The following is a 19,660-nucleotide window of genomic DNA, read 5'->3' on the forward strand; positions in this document are numbered from 1 at the left end:
CGGTGCGATTGCCGATGATAATCCTGACCATCGGCGTCAAGAGCGCCTGTGCCGGGAGTCAGGCTTGAGCGCGGCCGGATCGGCCGGGCAGGCAATGCGCCACCGCCGCGACAGCTCAGTGTGCGCTGGTCCGGCATCCGCCGCGGCAACCTTGACGCCTGGATTGCGACGTCGAAGACCCATGCACAGCCGATATCGACAGGACGCTCGAAGGCCGAAACCTTAGCTCAGTTTCACTCATGGAGAGCCTTGCGCCCCGGCCTGATGATGGCGCCACGGGCGTAACTGAGGATAGATTTTGCGGTTCTGGCGAGCAGTGTTCTACCATTCAACCTGACACGAAGTATCAGTTTTGATACACGATTAGGTAAGAAGATCATGGAGATCGCCGCGCTCAAGGTCATCAATCTCCTCGCCGAACCGTACCATTTCGGAAAATATTCCGCCAGCTCGACTACCTGTTTCAACGTGAGCTTTTCCCCAGAGACAATATTGATGTATATCTGGTCTCTCAAGTATATATAATTTCTGCGACTCCCAATAATGTCATGGTCAATTTTTCTGGCGGAAAGTATGTGCTTCAAATGTTCCAAACGATTGGAAAATCGTTCTTGACTGTATTGAAGCCGCTCGACTGAAGGCAAGCGCCCGGTCGAGGACATATTTTTATCGTGAACCCTATAGTAGCCCAGCGCCTCATTGAACGTGTAGATTTCGCCCATGAACGGAGCCGCGATAAGGATTACACCGTCCACCGTATCATAGGATGCCTCCCGAAGAAGATCGCACACATCTCTTCGAAAAATATTCCCCGAGGTCGGAGGCGAAACATATGCTCCTGTTTCAGATATGTCCTGAATGTAGGAATTTTTGGTTTTTTGAGCGCTCAGATCAGGGAAAATTCTACCTTGTTCGTCCCCTTTTTCATCGATTATTGACAAGGGAAACTGAAACTTAGAGTATTTTTCATCTAATGCACCGACAATTTTCCGTAAAGACCCTGAAGAAAGCTTATCGTCAGCATCCAAGAACAGAACGTGCCTCGCTGTCGTATTATCTAAGCCGAGTACGCAGGCGCTTACAGGACCACCGTTTTCCTTACGTAGACATTTTACCCCAGTGCCCTGAATCAAAGTCCACGAATTATCTGTCGATCCATCGTCCACGACCACCAGTTCACAGCCATCAAGGAGCTGTAAACTCACACTTTCGATCGCTTCGACTATATATTTCTCGTAATTATAACAGTTGACAATGATCGCGAGCTTCTTGCCACCCATCTGTCGGCTCCCAGTTCAGCCACTGAAACCCCGGGGGCCCAGCCGCGAATCATCCGCATCTGAATCTATCTTCGACTGCAAATACGGCAAATATCACCCATACGGATACGGGGAATTTCACTGAAGATTTGCTGGCGGCCAATTCAGATCAAGAAAAGTAATTTTTGGTCTCAGCTATCCATTTTCGGCTCAATCCCACATCATCGCGTAGGAAAATTATTTCATTATTTTTCAATTGCCATCGAATGTTCGGCCCTACGTGACAAAGATTCTAAATCTAGCCGTAATAGCCCCCAGTTTCGGAAACAGTGCTGTGCTCATTTGCCAATGGAGCTTCGAAATAACCGACTGAGCGGTCCGCAACGATTGTGTGGCCGAGAGAAATTCGACTCCTGATCGAGCGCCACCCTCCTTTCAACATTATAGAGGGTGTGGTTGTAGACATCGACCACATCTCGGGATCCCGAGATGTGGTCGAGCAAAGCATCGACACCGTGAGGCAGCACGCCCCGCTCGTTCATGCCGGTGGACACCGTCCGCCGCAGATCGTTCAACCGCCACTCCGTGACGCCAGACCGCTTGTTTGTCGCGGCCTTCGCGTTCAAGAATCCCGAGAACCTGGCGGCGCCCCCACCGAACAGGAGCGGCCAGCCAGCACTGGGCTGGACCTTTGCGAGCAGGTCGAGGCGCGGGACAGTGGCACGTCGAGCAGCAGACTATTCTTGGTCCGCTGGCCCGGTAGTCGCCAGATGCCGCTCGCCAAATCAAGCTCGGCCCGCGTCATGCCCGCCACCTCCTCGCGGCGCTGACCGGTCCGCGTTCGCGAGCGGACGATGCGGCCGAAGTCGTCATCCCGACAAGCCTTCAACGCAACCTTGATCTCGTCGGGCGCGAGCAACCCGGCAGCGCTTCTCCTCCTGGGCCGTCTCGATCGTGCCGACTACTGGGTTGGGCTCGGCCCTGCCGTTCCCGATCAGCCACCCAAAGATGGCTGAGAGCGTGGCCCGCGCCCTTTTCGCCGCGTCCGGCTCGTTCTCCTTCAAGATCACCCCGAGGCGCTCGGCGACTGTCGCCCGGCTCACAGCGTGAAGCGACTCGCGCAGCTTCCCGGTGGCTGCTCGGTCTTCGATCCGAACGTCACGGTGGCCCGCGCCTCGGCGAAATGCTCCTCGTCAGGCGAATCCGACCCGAGCTTGGCCAGCGCCGGCCGCTCGCTCGCCGCTCGCCAGGCATCGGTCGAGCAGCACGACCCGGCCGAGGGTGTCCCGCTTGGTCTGACCGATCGCGTTGCGGTATTGGACGATCCGCTGCCGCGAGCCGCCCGCGCCGACGCGCAGGCCGAAGCCAGGGAAATCGAACACGATCAAGCGTTCTATTCCGACCGAGAGTTCGCGGCGGCAGCGGTCTGATCGGCGAGGCGCATTCCGGCACACAGGCGGAGCGATTTCAACAGTGCCCAGCGTTGGACAATCGGCGGGTCCATTGATTTCGAGAGCGCGCTCGAGCTGTCGGCGACGCCGGCAAGCAGAACATGCGTGTCTCGGCGCCCGGAGCGTCGTCCTCTTACGCAGCGGGTCCGAAGTTCGAACCCCAGCGCGCCCACCGAGCCTTCGAGGACCATGGCCGAACCGCTCGGCAGCGTACTCCGCCAACCTTTCTTGCCTTCGGCGCGTCCTACGAAGGTGCGGCGCGTTTTCCGATCTCGACGTGGGGGCGCCGTCCCGGTTAGCTGGTGTGACACGGATCGGAGGGTCAGGAGGGAGCTGTGACAGGAGTTCGGCTGCGCGTGTCCGCCCCAAGGTGTCGTGCCCGCGCCGGTCGCGTCGGCGTAACGCCCTGCATGTCCGGCGGAGAGCGGGATCGGGAGGGGACATGACGTCCACCGCTCTCGCCGTGATGATGGCCGGCGTGCTGGGGGCCTTCTGCACGATCGTGTTCGCGGTCGACTGGGTACCGGGCTCCGTCGTTGGATTGCCGAACCTGCCGAGCCGGCGGGTGATCGGCCTGTGGGTCTACAACGGCGTTCTCTGCCTCGCCCTGGCCGCTTGGTTGGTGTGCACGTATTTCTGCACCGTCGACGGCTACGACGACATTCCCGCGGTGCGCGACAGCTACTGCAGGCCGCACGCGACCGTGGGCGCGTGACCGGCGCTTCTCCGGGCTCGGCGGGGTGCCGTGGCCCGCACGGGGGCCACGCTGAAAGTCGGGTCCGCGGCAGCGCGGTACGGGTCGGGGCATGATCATCCACTCGCCGCGCGGCATGCCGACGGTGCTGGATCGGCCGGTGACGTCCGGCCGGAATGCCCGGCGCGGATCTGTTAGCTGAGCTTGTCGTCGGGCTCCGTGGGCTCCACGCTCGTGCCCAGCGCACCGCCCGCGGGCGGATCGGTCCGACCGCGCTGGTCCCGGCCCGAGACTCCGTCCGTCTCGCCCGCCCGCTGCCCATGCGGGTGCAGCGCGTGACGGTTGGCGCGGGCCATCTCCTTGTGGGTCGGGATGGACCGCCACGGCGCGGAAGCGGTCCCCAGGCGAAGCGTTGAAGGGGACCGCGTGAGGAACACCGCGAGCAGGACCCACGGAATGACGAACACGGCGAACGCGGTGAGGCCCATGGCGATCCTCCGGAGAATTCAGCAGTAACGGTGGAAACTCCGGCGACTCAGTACTGATCCCGCAAACCTCACTTTAATCGATACTGCACCGCAGCGCGTTCTCCGGCGCGCAAGACGCGGAACACGATCGACCGGCCAGACCGTCGGACCACTGCCGGCAACCCGGCGCGTGACGCGTGCGCGCGGCACGCCTTCGTCCTCCCAGCCCTGTGCCGGCCGCGGTGGGTGACCTCAGCCCGGCGGCCGCGTGCGGACCGTCGCGAATTCCTCGCGCAGATAGGGCGCCGTGCGGCCGGCCGCGGCCGCGGCGACGATCTCGGGCCGGCCGGCGGCCACGACGGTGCCGCCCTGGTCGCCGCCGCCGGGGCCCATGTCGATCACGTGGTCGGCCCGGGCGACGACGCGCATGTCGTGCTCGACCATGACGACGGTGTTGCCCGCGTCGACCAGACCGTTGAGCTGGACCATGAGGCGGTCGACGTCGGTCGGGTGCAGGCCGGTCGTCGGCTCGTCGAGGACGTAGAGCGTGCCGCCGCGCTGCCCGCGCTGCAGCTCGGTGGCGAGCTTGATGCGCTGGGCCTCTCCACCGGAGAGTTCGGTCGCCGGCTGGCCGAGCCGCAGGTAGCCGAGGCCGAGATCGCGCAGCACGGTGAGCGGCCGCAGCACGGACGGCTCGTCCGCGAAGGCCGCGCAGGCCCGGTCGACGGTCAGCGCGAGCACGTCCGCGATGCTCAGCCCGTTCCACGTCACCGCCAGCGTCTCCGGCGCGTAGCGCGTGCCGTGGCAGGTCGGGCAGGGGGCGTAGACGCTCGGCATGAAGAGCAACTCGACGCTGACGAAGCCCTCGCCCTCGCAGGCCGGGCAGCGCCCCTTGGCCACATTGAAGGAGAAGCGGCCCGCATCGTAGCTGCGCCGCCGAGCCTCCGGGGTCGCGGCGAACAGCTTGCGGACGGCGTCGAACAGGCCCGTGTAGGTGGCGAGGTTCGAGCGCGGCGTGCGCCCGATGGGCTTCTGGTCGACCTGCACCAGGCGCCCGATCCCGTCCATGCCGCCGGCGATGCGGCCCTCCGACGGGCCCGGCACCTCGTCCAGGGGATCGTCCGGCTCGTCCTCGGTCTTCACCGGCCGGCCGAGACGCTCGCCGACCAGCTCGAGCAGGGCCTGACTGACCAAGCTCGACTTCCCGGAGCCCGAGACGCCGGTCACGGTGGTGAGACACCCGATCGGGAAGGGGACCGAGACGCCCTTCAGGTTGTTGCGAACGATGCCTTCGAGGCGCAGCCACCCCGCGGGCTCCCGCGACGGCCGCGGGGGCGCCTCCACCAGCCCGAACAGGTAGAGCCGCGTCCGGGACGCCGCGACGTCACGCAGGCCCTCCGGCGGCCCGCTATAGAGGATCGTGCCGCCGTTCTCGCCCGCTTCCGGCCCGACGTCGACCAGCCAGTCGGCGCGGCGCATGGTGCCGATGTCGTGCTCGACGACGAAGAGCGAATTGCCCGCGGCGAGCAGCCCGGCCAGCGCGTCGTGCATGGCATCCCCGTCGGCGGCGTGCAGACCGGCCGTGGGCTCGTCGAGCACGTAGACGACGCCGAACAGCTGCGAGCGCAGCTGGGTCGCGATGCGGAGGCGCTGCAGCTCACCCGACGACAGGGTCGTGGTGACACGGTCCAGCGAGAGGTAGCCCAGGCCCAGATCCGCGAGCGTCCCGATGCGCGCGATGAGGTCCGAGGCCAGGCGCTGGGCGGCGAGGCGCTTCTCGATCGACAGGTTCGGCGTGACGCGCACGTCCGGCGCGCCCGCATGGGCCGAGCCACCGGACGCGGCACGCTCGGCGCGGTCCTTCCGGCCCACCGCGCGGTCGAGGGTGGCGGGTGCGGCGTCGGCCTCGGGCTGCCGGTCCTCGGCCGCCGGCCTCAGGGCCTCGGCGAGCGCCGAGAGCGGCATGCGCGAGAGCGCGCCGATATCCAGCCCGGCGAACGTGACCGAAAGCGCCTCGGGCTTCAGCCGCTTGCCGTGGCAGGCCGGGCAATCCTCGCTCACGAGGTAGCGCGCGGCGCGGCGGCGCATCAGCGCGCTCTGCGAGTTGGTGAAGGTGCCGAGCACGTGGCGGCGGACGCTGGTGAAGGTGCCCATGTAACTCGGCTCCAGGCCGCGGCGGCGGGCGAGCTGCGTCTGCTCCGGGGTGAGGCCGGCATAGACCGGCTCCTGCGGCTGCTCGTCCGTGAAAAGGATCCAGTCCCGGAGCCTCCGGGGCAGCGCTTTCCAGGGCGTGTCGACGTCGACGCCCCGGCTGACAAGGATGTCCCGCAGGTTCTGGCCGCCCCAGGCCTGCGGCCAGGCCGCGACGGCCCGCTCGCGGATCGTAAGGGACGGGTCCGGCACCATCGAGGCTTCCGTCGCCTGGTAGACCCGCCCGAGGCCGCCGCAGGACGGGCAGGCGCCCTGCGGCGTGTTGGGCGAGAAATCCTCGGCGTAGAGCATCGGCTGGCCGGGCGGGTAGGTGCCGGCGCGCGAGTACATCAGGCGCACGAGGCTCGACAGGGTCGTGACGCTGCCGACCGACGAGCGCGCGCTCGGCGTGCCGCGCTGCTGCTGGAGCGCGACAGCGGGCGGGAGGCCCTCGATCGCGTCGACGTCGGGGACGCCGACCTGGTCGATCATCCGCCGCGCGTAGGGCGCGACCGATTCGAAGTAGCGGCGCTGCGCCTCCGCGTAGAGGGTGCCGAAGGCCAGCGAGGACTTGCCGGATCCGGAGACGCCCGTGAACACAACGAGCGCGTCGCGCGGCATCTCCACGTCGATGTCGCGCAGGTTGTGCTCCCGCGCGCCCCGGACCGTGACGTAGCCCGTCCGCCCCGCACCCGCCCGCGCGATCGTCGTGTCGCGCCGGGGTTTCGCTTGGTCCATGAGCAGCCTTCTCGGAGGAGGCCGGCGCCCCCGGCGGATCGTGAAATCGGGAGACCGGAGACCGGCGCGGGCGACGGGGCCGTCACCGCGCGGGCCGCCGTGGCGACCCGTATACCGTCCGGCCCACAAACCGAAACCGGACCGCGCCGGGAACGCGTCAGACCGCTGGCTTCGCGGCGGAGCGACCGGGATAGCTCGGTCGCAGGCGAGGACCGTCGCCGCAGCACCACCGGACCGGATCAGGTCACGGGCCTTCTCCTCGCTCATGGCGACCGGCGGCCCGAGACGTGGGGTGCGGTCGACGGCCTGGCGATTTTCCGAAGGCGGGCGCAGAACGTGTGGGCGCCCCGTCGAGGAACCGAGCATGGTCAACGAGCACGTCGCGATCCGGACCGAGGACGGCGTATGCGGGACGCACGTCGTCGCGCCGGACGGCGCGGGGCCCTGGCCGGCCGTGATCCTGTACATGGATGCCGGCGGTATCCGACCGGCCCTCGTCGACATGGCGCGGCGGCTCGCGACCGGCGGCTATCTCGTTCTGTTACCGGACCTCTTCTACCGCTACGGGCCCTATGGCCCCTTCGTCCCCGCGGACGTGTTCAAAGGCGATTTCCGAGCGATCCTCGGCCCGCTGATGGCGACGACGGACAATCTCAAGGCCGCGACCGATACAGCGGCGCTCCTCGCCTATCTCGACACGCGCGACGACGTCGCGGGGCGCGCGGTCGGGGCGGTGGGCTTCTGCATGGGCGGCCGCATGGCCATCACGGCGGCCGGCACGTATCCGGACCGGTTCGCCGCCGTCGCCAGCTTCCACGGCGGCAATCTCGCGACCGAGGAACCCGCGAGCCCGCATCGTCTGGCACCCGCGCTGAGGGCCGAGGTGTATATCGCGGCAGCCGAGAACGACGGAAGCTACCCGTCCGCGATGGCCGAGCGGCTGGAGACGGCGCTGTCGCGAGCCGGTGTCCGGTATGCAGCGGAGACCTATCCCGCCGCGCACGGCTGGATGATGCCGGATTTCCCCGTCCACGATCGCGTAGGCGCGGAGCGCGGCTGGGCGGCGATGAGCGCCCTGTTCGACCGCACCCTGCGCAGCACGGGCTGAGCGCGGCTGCGTCGCTAAGCGGCCACCGGCAGCCGCAGCACGTCGTCCATCGTGATCGGCCGGCCGGCCTCGCGGCAGAGGTGGAGCAGGGTGGACTGGCGGAACCGCAGGTCGCCGGTCACCTCCTCGCCGAGCCAAGCGGGCTTGCTGAAGGACTGATCGGCCCGCGCGAGCTCGACCTCGGCCAGGACCATCCCGGCCAGCGAACCCTGGAAGACGTCGACCTCCCAGGTCAGCCCGTCGTGCGGCACGCAGTAGCGGATCTTTTCGATCACGTTGCCGGTGCACACCTGATCGACCATGGCGGCGCCGTCGGCATGCGGGATCTCGTACTCGAACTCCGCGCGGGCGATGCCTTCGCGGGCGCCCTTGACCGTTAGCCAGGCACGCTCGCCGTCGAGCCGCACCCGGACCTTCCCGCGCGCGAAATGACCGACCAAGCCGTCCTTCAGGTGCCGAATGGATGTGGCCGCGTCGCGCCAGCCCGCGCCTGCCACGAGAAACTTCCGCTCGATCTCTAACCGCATCCACGCGTCCATTGCTTCGGCCGGACGCCTCGTAGCCCATCGGGGCCGCCGAGTCAGGCGTACTGGATCATCCGGTGCGGACGCACGGGAACGGGACTCGGCCTCGACGCAGATGTGCCGCTCACCGTTGCGGCAGAACGATCGTCAGCCTCTCGGATCGCCGTCGATCCGGCGACGTCGTGCCCGGGCGCGAACCGTGCCGTCGGCGTGACCGAGTCGATGATCGTGGGAGCGTGAAGAACAAGCGGCGGCGCCGCGAACGATGCGCCTGCAAAGGAACGCGAGCGTTCCTGCACAATATGTTCTCATCGCTGTCTAAATCGGTACCAATGCTGCAGTGCATTGTGAATTCATGACGGTAAAATTCCGGACGCGTCGTCTTCCCGCCGGAAAGCGTCGCAGGAAGGCAAGCCCGTGAGGGGCCCGCCGGTAGCTTTTCATTGTCATTGATAAAAGGCTCTCTCGGCTCAGGGCAACAAATGACGAATGGAAAGTGCAATAGATCGCAGAGTTCGTAACCACATGGGTCGTATTACCTTAGCGGGCGCGAGCTAGATCTTCGGCTGGAGCTGCGCGAGAGCCTCAGGACCCAGTGTCAGAACCACTGGCCGTTCCAGCGCTACGATGTCGGCGCGGTGAACGACCTGCTCTTGCCAGTCTTCGTCGCGGGGTTATACTACAAGACCTTCATGTGGCCCCGGAAATTCTGGGACGAGGTCTACGAGCCGTTCATCCGCGGCGCGGCCGGTCTCGGCAAGGCGCCGACCGAGGCCGATCCGGAGCGCTACGCCAACCGCCACTCCCACTGCGACGTCCTGATCGTCGGCGCCGGGCCGGCCGGCCTCGCGGCCGCGCTGGCGGCGGCGAGGACCGGCAAGCGGGTCATCCTCGCCGATGAGGGCGCGGAGCCCGGCGGCAGCCTTCTGCACGACGTGACCTCCGAGATCGACGGCCGCCCGGCCGCGGAGTGGCTGAAGACCGCCCTCGCCGACCTCGACGGGCGGGAGAACGTCATCCTGCTGCCGCGCACGACGAACTTCGGCTACTGCAACCACAACCACCTCGCGCTGGCCGAGCGGATCACCGACCACCTGCCCGCCGGGTCCGCGCAGACGCCGCGCGAGCGGCTCTGGCAGGTGCACTCCGGCGAGGTCGCGCTCGCCGGCGGCTCGCACGAGCGGCCGCTGGTCTTCGCCGACAACGACCGTCCGGGCATCCTGCTCGCCGAGAGCGTGCGGGTCTTCATCAACCGCTACGGCGTCCTGCCGGGACGGCGCGTCGTGTTCGCGACCGCCGGCGCCTCGGCCTACGTGGCGGCCCTCGACGCCAAGCGGGCCGGGGCCGACGTGACCGTGGTCGACCTGCGTCTCGAGGCCGATTGCGGGACCGAGCCGGCGCGGTCCCCGCTCGTCGGCGGCCAGTTTTCCCCCTCGACCGCCCGATCAACACCCTGTCGGGCGACGAGACTCGGTGGATCGCCCGCCTCGGTCCCGACGAGTGGCTGATCGACGCGCCCGAGACCGATGCCGACATCCTGGCCGCCGCCGTGAGCACCGACCTCGCCGGCCGGACGCACGCCCTCGTGGACGTGTCGCACCGCAATGTCGGGATCGACGTCCGCGGGGACGCGGCCGCGATCGCCCTCAACGCCGGCTGCCCCCTCGACCTCGGCGACGCCGCCTTCCCGGAGGGCAGCGCCACCCGCACGCTCCTCGGCAAGGCCGAGATCGTGCTGATCCGTCGCCCCGGCCCGGTCCCGACATACCGGGTTGAGTGCTGGCGGTCCTTCGCGACCTGCGTGTATGGCTTGCTGCAGGAAGCCGCCTTCGGGGCCGGCCCGCTGGAGAGAGCCGCCGCGCGATGATCAGCGCCTTCGATCTGTTCAAGATCGGGATCGGCCCGTCGAGTTCCCACACGATCGGGCCCATGGTGGCCGCGCGCCGCTTCCGCGACCGCGTCTCCGGCCGGGCCGGCGTCGCGCGGGTGTCCGCGGAGATCTTCGGCTCCCTCGCCTGGACCGGGCGCGGCCACGGCACCGACCTGGCGATCTTCCTCGGCCTGCTCGGCCACGAGCCCGCGACCGTCGATCCGGACGCCGTGACGGGCTACACGCGAACCCTGGCCGAGACCGGCGCCATCGGCCTGCCGGGCGTCGCCTTCGACACGACGAAGGACCTTGTCTTCAACTTCGCCGAGGTCCTGCCCCGCCACACCAACGGCATGCGCTTCCGCGCCCTGAACGCCGACGGCGCCGTGCTGGACGAGGTGGTCTGCTACTCGGTCGGCGGCGGCTTCGTCGAGGAGGAGGGGGCGGGGGAGACCGGCGGCCTCGGCGCCGTCGCGGTGCCCCACCCGTTCGAGAGCGGTGCCGACCTGCTGCGGATCTGCGCCGAGACCGGCCTCACCATCCCGCAGGTCCAGATGGCCAACGAGCGCGCCCTGCGCACCGAGGCGGAGATCGAGGCCGGGCTCGACGCCGTCCGCGACGCCATGCTGGCCTGCATCAGTCGTGGCCTGCGCATGGACGGCGAGCTGCCCGGCGGCCTCAGGGTCCGGCGGCGCGCGAAGCGCCTGCACGAGACCCTCGAGGCGAACCGCCTCACGAACAGCCGGCCGGCCCACGAGATCATGGACTGGATCAGCCTGTTCGCCCTGGCGGTGAACGAGGAGAACGCGTCCGGCGGCCGGATCGTCACGGCGCCGACCAACGGCGCGGCCGGGATCGTGCCGGCGGTGCTGCGCTACATCGTCGACTTCTATCCCGGCTGGAGTGAGGCGCGCGGCCGCGACTACCTCCTCGCCGCCGCGGCGATCGGCGGCCTGATCAAGCGCCGGGCCTCGATCTCGGGCGCCGAGGTCGGCTGCCAGGGCGAGGTCGGCTCCGCGGCCGCCATGGCGGCGGCCGGGCTCGCGTCCGTCCTCGGGGGCGACGCGCGGCAGGTCGCCAACGCCGCCGAGATCGCCATGGAGCACCATCTGGGCATGACCTGCGACCCGATCGGGGGGCTCGTCCAGATCCCCTGCATCGAGCGCAACGCCTTCGGTGCCAACAAGGCGGTGGCGGCCGCATCCCTCGCCCTCCACGGCGACGGGGTGCATTTCGTCAGCCTCGATCAGGTCATCGAGACGATGCGCCAGACCGGCCACGATATGCAGGCCAAGTACAAGGAAACCTCCCTCGGCGGCCTCGCGGTCAACGTGGCCGCCTGCTGAGCGCGACGTCCCGCGCGGCCTCGCAGGGGACCGTGTCAGGCCGCCTGCGACGCCCCCGGCAGCGCGAACGGCTCCGGCGCGTGACCCTCCGCGCGGAGCGCGGCCAGCAGGTCGTCGGGCGCGAGGTTGAGGGTGCGCGTGCTCACCAGGGGATGGACGTTGATCCGCGCCTCCGCGAGCAGGCTGTCCTGGACGAAGATCCGCACGCTGCCCGGCGCGGCGTTGAGGGCGGCGAGCGGCGACACCGCGCCGCTCGCGACGCCGAGCTGCGCGCCGAGCGCCTCGGCACTGGCGAAGGACAGGCCGCCCCGCGCGCCGAGGACGGCCCGGAACGCCTTCAGGTCCACCTGGGCGTCGTGACGGAGCGTGACGAGGAAGTGCGTCTTCTTGCCGTCGCGCAGGAACAGGTTCTTGGTGTGCGCGCCGACGATGTCGCCGCAGGCCGCCATCATCGCCTCGACGGTCAGGACCGGCGCGTGCTCGTAGAGCTTGTAGGCGACCCCGAGCGCGCGCAGCCGGGCCAGGAGATCGTCGGAGTTCAAAGGCATCGGGTTCCTCATCGCGGTTCGGAGGCCGGCGGCGCGAGGACGCCGATCCGGCGCAGGTGAGCCAGGATCTCGCGCGCGGCCGCGTCGGGCTCGGGCCGCACGAGCAGGCGCCCGCCGACGGACGCCGCCTCGCCGGTCGCAGCCCTCAGCCGCTCCGCCGCCGAGCCGCCGGACGGCGCACCTTTCACGAGTTTCGGCCGGCGGCGATAGGGGCGTTCCTCGAAGACCGGGACGGGGGCGGCGGCCGCGGCCGGGTCGCCCGCGACGGTCTCGATCACGCCGCGCCGCGCCTGCCCGTAGGCGAAGGGGAGCGGCGCGGGCGCGTCGGGATGGATCGTGGCCAGGACCGGGCCGCGCAGGGTCACGCGGCGGCGCGCGCCGCGGCCGAGGGTCTGGTCGAGGGACAATGCGCCCGCGTCGCCGGCCGCGAGGGCGACGACGTCGGGGATCAGGAGGCCGTCGAGGGCCTCCGCGACCGCGTAGGGAACCATCCCGGTCTCGTCGCCCCCCTGGCCGCGCCGGCCCGCGAGGATCAGGCCGGGCGCCATCCCCGCGAGGCGGGCGGAGAGGGCCGGCACCGGATCTGCCCCCGCCGGCACGCGGACGTGGACGATCCGGGACAGGCCGTGGCCCAGCGCGTCCGCGACGGCGGCCGCGGCCGGCCCGGCATGGAGGCCCACGGCCTCGCCGAGGCCCGTCGCGAGACGGATCGCCTGGGCCTCCAGCCGCGGCAGGGCCGTCGCGCCCGAGACCGGATGCCGTCCCGCGGAGAGGAGCACGACGCTGGTCAGGGGCTGCCCACCGGGCACGCGGCTTCCTCGGCCAGGAGCCGCAGCAGGGCGGGCATGACCGGCTGCGCGTCCTGCACGATGGCGAGGCCCGCCCGCTCGATCATCGCCGCGTGCAGGTCGGTGTTGACTGCCACGACGTGCTCGCAGCCCGCGACACCCTGCAGGTGCTGCGGCGCGCCCGAGATACCGAGGGCGAGGTAGCAGGTCGCCGCCAGGATGGTGCTGGAGGCGCCGACCTGGGTTCGGCGCGGCATCTGCCCGAAATCGCACAGGACCCGGCTCGCGCCCGGGGTTGCGCGGAGCGCCGCGACGAGCTGCCGGAACGCGTCGAGGTCGGTCACCCCGTTCCCCGCGGCGGTGACGAACGCGGCGAGCGCGAGCGGCACCGTGGCCGGATCGGCCGGGACGTGCCGCACCGAGAGGACCGCCGTCCGGGCGGGCGCGAGCCCCGCCATCGCGACCGCCAGCGGCCGCGCTTCCCGGGGCGGGCCGGCATACTCGGCCACCGCGTCGGAGGCGACGGTGGCGAGGAGACCCGGCGCGGCCCTCTGCTCAACGCTGCGGCCGCGCGCCGGGCGGATCAGCCCGGAGGCGGAGACAACCTCGGCCTGGGTGAACAGCGGCGCGCCGAGCCGGACCGCGACCCTTCGGGCCAGGTCGCCGCCGTCGATGGATTCTGGGAACAGGACGTGCCGCGGATCGAGCGCCGTCAGGGCCGCGGCGATCTGGGCGGCCCGGCCGGCGGGATCGTAGGCGCTATCGTGGAAGGCCCGCACGGCGCCGTCGTCGTCCCGGACGATCGCCACCGAGGTCTTGCCGATGTCGACGACCATGACGTCGCCGGCCTCCGGCACGTCGGGCTCGACGCCGACGTAGATCCAGTGGCGGCCGAAGATGACCGCCATGTCGGCCTTGAAGACTTCGGGGCTCAGGTAGAACTCGGCCGGCAGGCTGTAGCCGCGACGGCGCTCGCACCAGAGACGCTGCAGAGGGGTCGGCGTCACGTCGAGCATGGGACCTCCGGAGCCATTCAGGCCCCGAAACTATCGTCGCCGGACCGGCCGCCCGCTGCCACGCCAGCGACACTCGCTTGGTCAACGGCGACGTGGCGTGGACCGGCCCGCGCCGGGGGCCGGGGCGCCGCTACTCGGCGGCCGACCGCGTGACGGTCTCCGCCCCGTCGTCCACGCCGAAGCGCGCGATGCTGTCCTCCAGCCGCAGCGCGGCGTTGATCAGGGCCATGTGGGAGAAGCCCTGCGGCGTGTTCCCGCGCTGTGCCCCGGTGGCCGGGTCGATCTCCTCGGCGAGCAGCCCGACATCGTTGCACCGGGCGATCAGGCGCTCGAATGCGGCCCTGGCCTCGCTGGTCCGCCCGTCGAGGGCGAGGCAGCCGACCCGCCAGAACGCGCAAGCCGTGAACGTGCCCTCGTCGCCCTCCAGCCCGTCCTCCATGCGGTAGCGGTAGATCAGGTCGCCGACGCTCAGTTCGCGCTCGACCGCCGCCAGGGTCTCGCGCATGCGCGGCTCCCGAGGGTCGAGAGCCCCGAACAGGGCGACGCGCAGGACCGCGGCGTCGAGGTGGTGCGAATCGTAGGCGCCGACATAGGCCCGCTTCTCGGCGTTCCAGCCCTTCTCCAGGTATTCCGACCGGATCTCGGCGGCGATCCGCTCCCACTCGGCGATCCTCGCCTCGGGCACGCCCGCGATGTTGCGGGCGATCCGGGCCGCGTCCCGCAGCGCGACCCAGATCATCGCCTTGGTGTGGACCTGCTGGCGCGGCCCGGTGCGCAGCTCCCAGATGCCGTTATCCGCGTCGTGGCGGTGGCGGATGGCCCGGGCGGTGAGGTTGTCCAGCACCTCCGGCAGCCGATCGTTGACCTTCTCGGGCGGGTCGTAATCGACCGCCTCGAGGAAGACGCACAGCGCCCGGATCAGCTCGCCGTAGATGTCGTGCTGGTCCTGGCACTCGGCGATGTTGCCGATCATCACCGGCCCCACGCCGTTCCAGCCGGCGAGGTGGCTCAAGGCCTCCTCCGGCGGCATGTCGCCGGCGATGCCGTACATGAGCCGCGTCTCCCGCCCGAAGGTGCCGTCGCGCTCGCGCAGGAAGCGCAGGAACTCGGACGCCTCGCGGACGTAGCCCAGCATCACGAAGGCGGTGACCGTGAAGGCGGCGTCCCGCATCCAGGTGAAGCGGTAATCGTAGTTGCGGTTGCCCGGGACCGCCTCGGGCAGGCCGGCCGTGGCCGCCGCGACGATCCCGCCCGAGGGTGAGTAGGTCAGCAGCTTCAGGCACAGGGCGGACCGCATCACCGCGTCCCGGTAGGCGCCGCGATAGGTGCTCCGGGCGCACCAGCGGCGCCAGTAATCGGCGGTCGACTCCAGCCGCCTTTGGGCGCCGGCGAAATCCTCGATGCAGGCCTCGTCCTGATCCTCGCCGTGGGTCAGGACGAGGTAGGCGGTCTCGCCCTCCGCGAGGTCGAAGCGGACCTCGGCCGCGTCGCCCGCGAGGGTCGGGCACGCGTGCGCGTTGACCCGCACGCGCCAGTCACCGGCCTCGAACAGGACCGACCCGCCCTCGACCAGCGGGGTGCAGGGGCGGCGGGCGTAGTCGAAGGTCGGGCGGATCCGGAACACGCCCGAGACCCGGCCCTGCTCGCAGGTCAGCAGCCGGATCAGGCGGCTCTCGCTCTCGCCGTCCGGCCCCTCGTCGGGCTCCGGGCTCGGCGGGTTGACGGGCATCAGGTCGACGAGGCGCGCCCGGCCGGTCTCCGTGGTGAAGGTCGTCTCCAGGATGTTGGTGTCGGGCAGGTAGCGGCGCGCGCTCCCGGTCGGGCCGTCGAGGGCGAGGCTGCACGATCCGCCCTTCTCGTCGTCGAGGAGCTTCACGAACAGCGCCGGCGAATCGTGGCGCGGCCAGCACAGCCAGTCGATGGAGCCGTCCCGGGCGATCAGCGCGCAGGAATGGGTGTCACCGATGAGGGCGTAATCGCTGATGGGCTTCGACACGGGGCTTCCGGATGGCGGCACCCGGTCCGCCGGGCAGGACAGAGTCCTGAGGTAGCCGGGCGGCGCCGGGCGGGGAGTCCCGATCGACGATTCGCCGCACGGCCGCGCGCGATCGCTCCCGGTCGGTCAGGCCCCGGGCCGCGGCAGCATGCGGTCGCTGATGATCCGCCGCTGGATCTCGCTCGTGCCCTCGAAGATCGTCGTCAGCCGCGCGTCGCGCCAGTAGCGCTCGACCCGGCGCTCGGTGGTGTAGCCGTTGCCGCCGTGGAGCTGCATCGCTTGGTTGGTGACCCGAACCGCCATCTCGGTGGCCAAGAGCTTCACCATCGCCGACTCGCTCTCGGCGGCCTCGCCCTGGTCGAGGAGGTGGGCGACCTGATGCCAGAAGGCCCGCGCCTGCGCGACCTCGGCGGCCATGTCGGCCAGCGCGAAGCGCAGCGCCTGGAAGTCGCCGATCGGGTGTCCGAACTGGACGCGCTCCTGCAGGTAGCTCTGGCAATCCTCGACCGCCGCGCGTGCGACGCCGACGGCCCGGGCCGCCGTGTGCACCCGGGCGATGTTGAGGCCGCGCTGGACGGCGGCGAACCCTCCGGAATCCGCGTCCGCCCCCTGGTCGCCGTAGAGCCCGGTGAGCCGGTCGCTCTCGGGCACGCACACGTCCTCCAGGCTCAGCTCGAAGGTCTGGAAGCCGTGATAGCCGATCTTGTCGATCACCCGGCCGGTCACGCCGGGCGGGAAGCTGTCGCGCTCCTTGAGCACGAGGAACGGCTCGAGGCCGGCCGAGCGCGACTCGCCCGGCTCCGGGTCGCGGGTCCGGGCCAGAACCTCGATGAAGTCGGCGCCCTTGGCGAATCCCGCCCAGCGCTTGGTCCCGGTGATCCGCCACCGGTCGCCGTCGCGCACCGCGCGGGTCTGCACGCCGGCGAGGTCGGACCCGGCATCGGGTTCCGACAGCGAGATCGAGCCGATCCACTGCCCCCGGGCCGAGCGCCGGATCAGCTCCGCCCGGCGCTCCGGGTCGAGGGTCTGGGTGCCGAGGCCCTGACCGCGGGCCAGGATGCTGCCCACCGAGAGCCAGGCCCGGGCCAACTCCTCCGAGACGAGGCAGTACTCGAACACGCCGAGCCCGAGGCCGCCGTGCTCCGCCGGGATCGTGATCCCGAACCAGCCCTTCTCGGCCATGGCGTCGATGAGCGACCGCGGCATCTCGGCCTTGTGACGGTCGAGCTCGTCGGCGAGCGGCAGGACGGTGTCGCGGGCGAAGGCCCGGGCCTCGTCCTGCAGCGCCGCCCGCGCCTCGGTGCGCCAGGGCGAGGCGAGTTCCGGCGGCTTCGGCGCGATCAGGTCCTTCCGATCCTCGGTTCCGGTCATCGTTCCCCCCTGTGATGTGACGCCGTGTGGCAACTCAGTTCAGGTCCGTGCGGGAAACACGCGCTTACAAAATGGTTCCGTGCCCCATCTTCGATTAATCGGCGGACGGGGTCATAATAGCTTGATGATGCAGGCCGAACCGCAGACCGACTCCTTCGCGATGAGCGCACCCGCAACACCCCACATCCTCGTCGTCGAGGACGATCGGGAGATCTCGGCGCTGATCGCGCGCTACCTGCGCGGCAACGATTGCCGCGTCACGCTGGCTGGCGACGGCGCCGACATGGACCGGGTCCTGGCGGAAGCGCGGATCGACCTCATCGTGCTCGACCTGATGCTTCCCGGCGAGGACGGGTTGAGCCTGTGCAGGCGCCTGCGCGGCACCTCGCAGATCCCGATCCTGATCCTGACCGCGAAATCCGAGGACGTGGACCGGATCCTCGGCCTCGAACTCGGCGCCGACGACTACCTCGCCAAGCCGTTCAACCCGCGGGAGCTGCTCGCCCGCATCCGCGCCATCCTGCGCCGGGTCGCCGCCGAGGCGCCGGACGCCGACGAGCGGCGGCGGCTGCACTTCTCAGGCTGGACCCTCGACGTCTCCCTGCGGCAGGTCCTGTCGCCAGAGGGTGCGCGGATCTCGATCACCGGCGCGGAGTTCGACCTCCTCCACGCCCTGTGCCTCCGGCCGGGGCGGGTGCTGTCGCGGGACCAGCTCCTCGACCTCACCCAGGGCCGGGCCGCGGGCCCGTTCGAGCGGAGCATCGACGTGCTGATCTCCCGGATCCGCCAGAAGATCGAGCGCGACACCCGCAACCCGGAATTCATCCGCACGATCCGCTCCGGGGGCTACCTGTTCACGCCGGAGGTCACGCGGTCATGAGCGGGCTGGAGCGGCTCCGCGCGCGGCTGCGTCCGAAGACCATCGCGGGCCAGATCGCGCTCCTCGTGGTCGCCGGCATCGCCGTGGCGCACGTGGTCGCCACCGCGGCGTTCCTGATGCTGCACGAGTCGCAGAATCCCGACACGCTGCCGGGCGTGGCCGCGAGCCGCCTCGGCGTTCTGGTGAGACTCATGGACGCCGCCGACCCGGCGGCGCGACCGGCGCTGCTGGCGAGCGGCCGCAGCCTGCCGCTGATCCAAGTCGAGCCCTGGGACGGGACGGTGCCGCCGGGGGCGAAGCCGGCCCCCGACCTGCCGGTGATCCGCAAGCTGCGCTACGGCGCCGGCCGGCCGGTGACGATCACCGATCTCGCCGCGGCCGACCCGGCGCGCGACAAGTCGGACGGCCGCCTCCATATCGGCATCGTCACGCCGGCGGGTGTGCGGGTCCAGGCGACGCTGCCGAACGATCCTCTGCGGGGACCCCGCCAGGGGGCGCTGATCTTCACCGTGGTGTTCCTGGCGCTGACGCTGGCGCTGCTCTGCGTCTGGGCCACGCGCGCCCTCACGGCGCCGCTGAAGCGGCTCGCCGGCGCGGCGGAAGCCTTCGGCGCCCGCGACGACCACGTGGCGCTGCCGGAGGCGGGGCCGCGCGAGGTGCTCGCCGTGTCCCGGGCGCTGGACCGGATGCGGTCGCGCGTCCGTCGCCTGATCGACGACCGGACGCAGATGCTGGCGGCGATCAGCCACGACCTGCGCACGCCGATCACCCGGCTGCGCCTGCGCGCCGAGTTCATCGAGGACGAGAACGCCCGGGCCTCGACCCTGCGCGACCTCGACCAGATGAACGGCCTCGTCGAGGCGGCGCTCTCCTTCGTGCGCGACGGCCAGATCCGCGACGCGAACAGCCACAGCCTCGTGGATCTCGCCTCGGTGGTGCAGACGGTCTGCGACGACTTCTCGGATTTCGGCGCCCCGGTCAGCGTCAGCCGCAGCCGGCACGTCCTGGTCCAGGGCCGGCCCGAGGAACTCCAGCGGGCGGTGACGAACCTCGTGGACAACGCCGTGAAGTACGGCGGCCGGGCCGACGTGCAGATGGAGGCCTCCGAGCGCGGCGTCCGGGTCTGCATCCTGGACAACGGCCCGGGGATCCCGGAGGCGGAGCGCGAGGCGATGCTCCAGCCCTTCGTGCGCGGCGACCGGGCGCGCAATCTCAACGAGGCCAGCGGCTTCGGCCTCGGCCTCTCGATCGTGCAGGCCATCGTCGAGGCCCATAACGGGCGCCTGCGGCTGGAGAACCGCCCCGAGGGCGGGCTCTGCGCGGCGATCGAGCTGCCCCTGGCCGCCCAGGCCTTCGCGGGGCGCGCGGCGCAGAAGCCCGCGCCGCTCCCGGCCGAGGCGGCCTGAGGCCGCCT

General features: G+C 70.0%; 17 protein-coding genes and 1 pseudogene. 8 read left to right on the forward strand and 10 right to left on the reverse strand.

The annotated features are described in order from the left end of the window. Nucleotides 1-233: 233 nt before the first annotated feature. A complete protein-coding gene (locus H288_RS33865; protein WP_081636454.1) occupies nt 234-1,280 on the reverse strand; it encodes a glycosyltransferase family 2 protein in 1,047 nt (348 codons plus the stop codon). 317 nt (nt 1,281-1,597) lie between these two features. Continuing rightward, a complete protein-coding gene (locus tag H288_RS35035) occupies nt 1,598-1,834 on the reverse strand; it encodes a hypothetical protein (RefSeq protein WP_128083307.1) in 237 nt (78 codons plus the stop codon). A gap of 531 nt (nt 1,835-2,365) precedes the next feature. Between H288_RS35035 and H288_RS35040 the strand changes: the two genes are divergently transcribed. Both H288_RS35040 and H288_RS0108360 read left to right on the forward strand, forming a co-directional pair. Then, complete coding sequence (locus H288_RS35040) at nt 2,366-2,689, forward strand: hypothetical protein (protein WP_128083306.1); 324 nt, start codon at nt 2,366-2,368, stop codon at nt 2,687-2,689. A 463-nt stretch (nt 2,690-3,152) separates the two neighbouring features. Beyond that, nucleotides 3,153-3,425 carry a hypothetical protein gene (locus H288_RS0108360; protein ID WP_020092139.1) on the forward strand — a complete coding sequence of 91 codons (273 nt, stop codon included), beginning with the start codon at nt 3,153-3,155 and terminating at the stop codon, nt 3,423-3,425. A gap of 173 nt (nt 3,426-3,598) precedes the next feature. Here the strand turns inward: H288_RS0108360 and H288_RS0108365 are convergent, their stop codons facing one another. Together H288_RS0108365 and H288_RS0108370 are read right to left on the reverse strand one after the other, a co-directional pair. Next, nucleotides 3,599-3,892, reverse strand: a complete 294-nt coding sequence (locus tag H288_RS0108365) for a hypothetical protein (protein ID WP_020092140.1) — start codon at nt 3,890-3,892, stop codon at nt 3,599-3,601. Nucleotides 3,893-4,123: 231 nt separating this feature from the next. Next, the gene (locus tag H288_RS0108370) at nt 4,124-6,799 is read right to left on the reverse strand and encodes an excinuclease ABC subunit UvrA (protein ID WP_020092141.1); all 2,676 of its coding nucleotides are present in this window, start codon (nt 6,797-6,799) and stop codon (nt 4,124-4,126) included. Nucleotides 6,800-7,163: 364 nt separating this feature from the next. On the opposite strand from H288_RS0108370, the gene H288_RS0108375 reads away from it, so the two are divergent. Continuing rightward, on the forward strand, nt 7,164-7,907 hold the full coding sequence (locus H288_RS0108375; protein WP_020092142.1) for a dienelactone hydrolase family protein: 744 nt from the start codon (nt 7,164-7,166) through the stop codon (nt 7,905-7,907). Nucleotides 7,908-7,921: 14 nt separating this feature from the next. On the opposite strand, the gene H288_RS0108380 is transcribed toward H288_RS0108375, so the two are convergent. Continuing rightward, nucleotides 7,922-8,434 carry a CYTH domain-containing protein gene (locus tag H288_RS0108380; RefSeq protein ID WP_026604773.1) on the reverse strand — a complete coding sequence of 171 codons (513 nt, stop codon included), beginning with the start codon at nt 8,432-8,434 and terminating at the stop codon, nt 7,922-7,924. A gap of 563 nt (nt 8,435-8,997) precedes the next feature. Between H288_RS0108380 and H288_RS32200 the strand changes: the two are divergent. From H288_RS32200 to H288_RS0108390, 3 genes and pseudogenes are all read left to right on the forward strand, one after another. Continuing rightward, nucleotides 8,998-9,834: pseudogene (locus tag H288_RS32200) on the forward strand (FAD-dependent oxidoreductase); the annotation flags it as partial. Then, a complete protein-coding gene (locus H288_RS33870; RefSeq protein ID WP_245274481.1) occupies nt 9,813-10,298 on the forward strand; it encodes a sarcosine oxidase subunit gamma family protein in 486 nt (161 codons plus the stop codon). The pseudogene H288_RS32200 and the gene H288_RS33870, both read left to right, overlap by 22 nt. Next, nucleotides 10,295-11,647, forward strand: a complete 1,353-nt coding sequence (locus H288_RS0108390) for an L-serine ammonia-lyase (RefSeq protein WP_020092146.1) — start codon at nt 10,295-10,297, stop codon at nt 11,645-11,647. Before H288_RS33870 ends, H288_RS0108390 begins: the two co-directional genes overlap by 4 nt. Before the next feature lie 35 nt (nt 11,648-11,682). Here the strand turns inward: H288_RS0108390 and H288_RS0108395 are convergent, their stop codons facing one another. The 5 genes from H288_RS0108395 to H288_RS0108415 form a co-directional block, all read right to left on the reverse strand. Continuing rightward, on the reverse strand, nt 11,683-12,195 hold the full coding sequence (locus tag H288_RS0108395; RefSeq protein WP_026604774.1) for a prolyl-tRNA synthetase associated domain-containing protein: 513 nt from the start codon (nt 12,193-12,195) through the stop codon (nt 11,683-11,685). Between the two features lie 8 nt (nt 12,196-12,203). Further along, nucleotides 12,204-12,986, reverse strand: a complete 783-nt coding sequence (locus H288_RS0108400; protein WP_042671677.1) for an electron transfer flavoprotein subunit beta — start codon at nt 12,984-12,986, stop codon at nt 12,204-12,206. Beyond that, complete coding sequence (locus H288_RS32210) at nt 12,983-13,999, reverse strand: FAD-binding protein (protein ID WP_081636455.1); 1,017 nt, start codon at nt 13,997-13,999, stop codon at nt 12,983-12,985. The genes H288_RS0108400 and H288_RS32210 overlap by 4 nt, the downstream gene beginning before the upstream one ends. A 130-nt stretch (nt 14,000-14,129) precedes the next feature. Further along, entirely contained in the window at nt 14,130-15,995 is a 1,866-nt protein-coding gene (locus H288_RS0108410) for a glycoside hydrolase family 15 protein (RefSeq protein WP_020092149.1), read from the reverse strand. A 126-nt stretch (nt 15,996-16,121) separates the two neighbouring features. After that, nucleotides 16,122-17,366 carry an acyl-CoA dehydrogenase family protein gene (locus H288_RS0108415; RefSeq protein ID WP_020092150.1) on the reverse strand — a complete coding sequence of 415 codons (1,245 nt, stop codon included), beginning with the start codon at nt 17,364-17,366 and terminating at the stop codon, nt 16,122-16,124. 124 nt (nt 17,367-17,490) lie between these two features. Here H288_RS0108415 and H288_RS0108420 point away from each other — a divergent pair, with 124 nt between their 5' ends. Both H288_RS0108420 and H288_RS0108425 read left to right on the forward strand, forming a co-directional pair. Continuing rightward, nucleotides 17,491-18,246, forward strand: coding sequence for a response regulator (locus tag H288_RS0108420; RefSeq protein WP_020092151.1), 756 nt, complete (start codon nt 17,491-17,493; stop codon nt 18,244-18,246). Further along, nucleotides 18,243-19,652 carry an ATP-binding protein gene (locus tag H288_RS0108425; protein ID WP_020092152.1) on the forward strand — a complete coding sequence of 470 codons (1,410 nt, stop codon included), beginning with the start codon at nt 18,243-18,245 and terminating at the stop codon, nt 19,650-19,652. The genes H288_RS0108420 and H288_RS0108425 overlap by 4 nt, the downstream gene beginning before the upstream one ends. The last annotated feature ends 8 nt before the right edge of the window (nt 19,653-19,660 follow it).

It is taken from the genome of Methylobacterium sp. 285MFTsu5.1 (genome assembly GCF_000383455.1).
Lineage (GTDB): Bacteria > Pseudomonadota > Alphaproteobacteria > Rhizobiales > Beijerinckiaceae > Methylobacterium.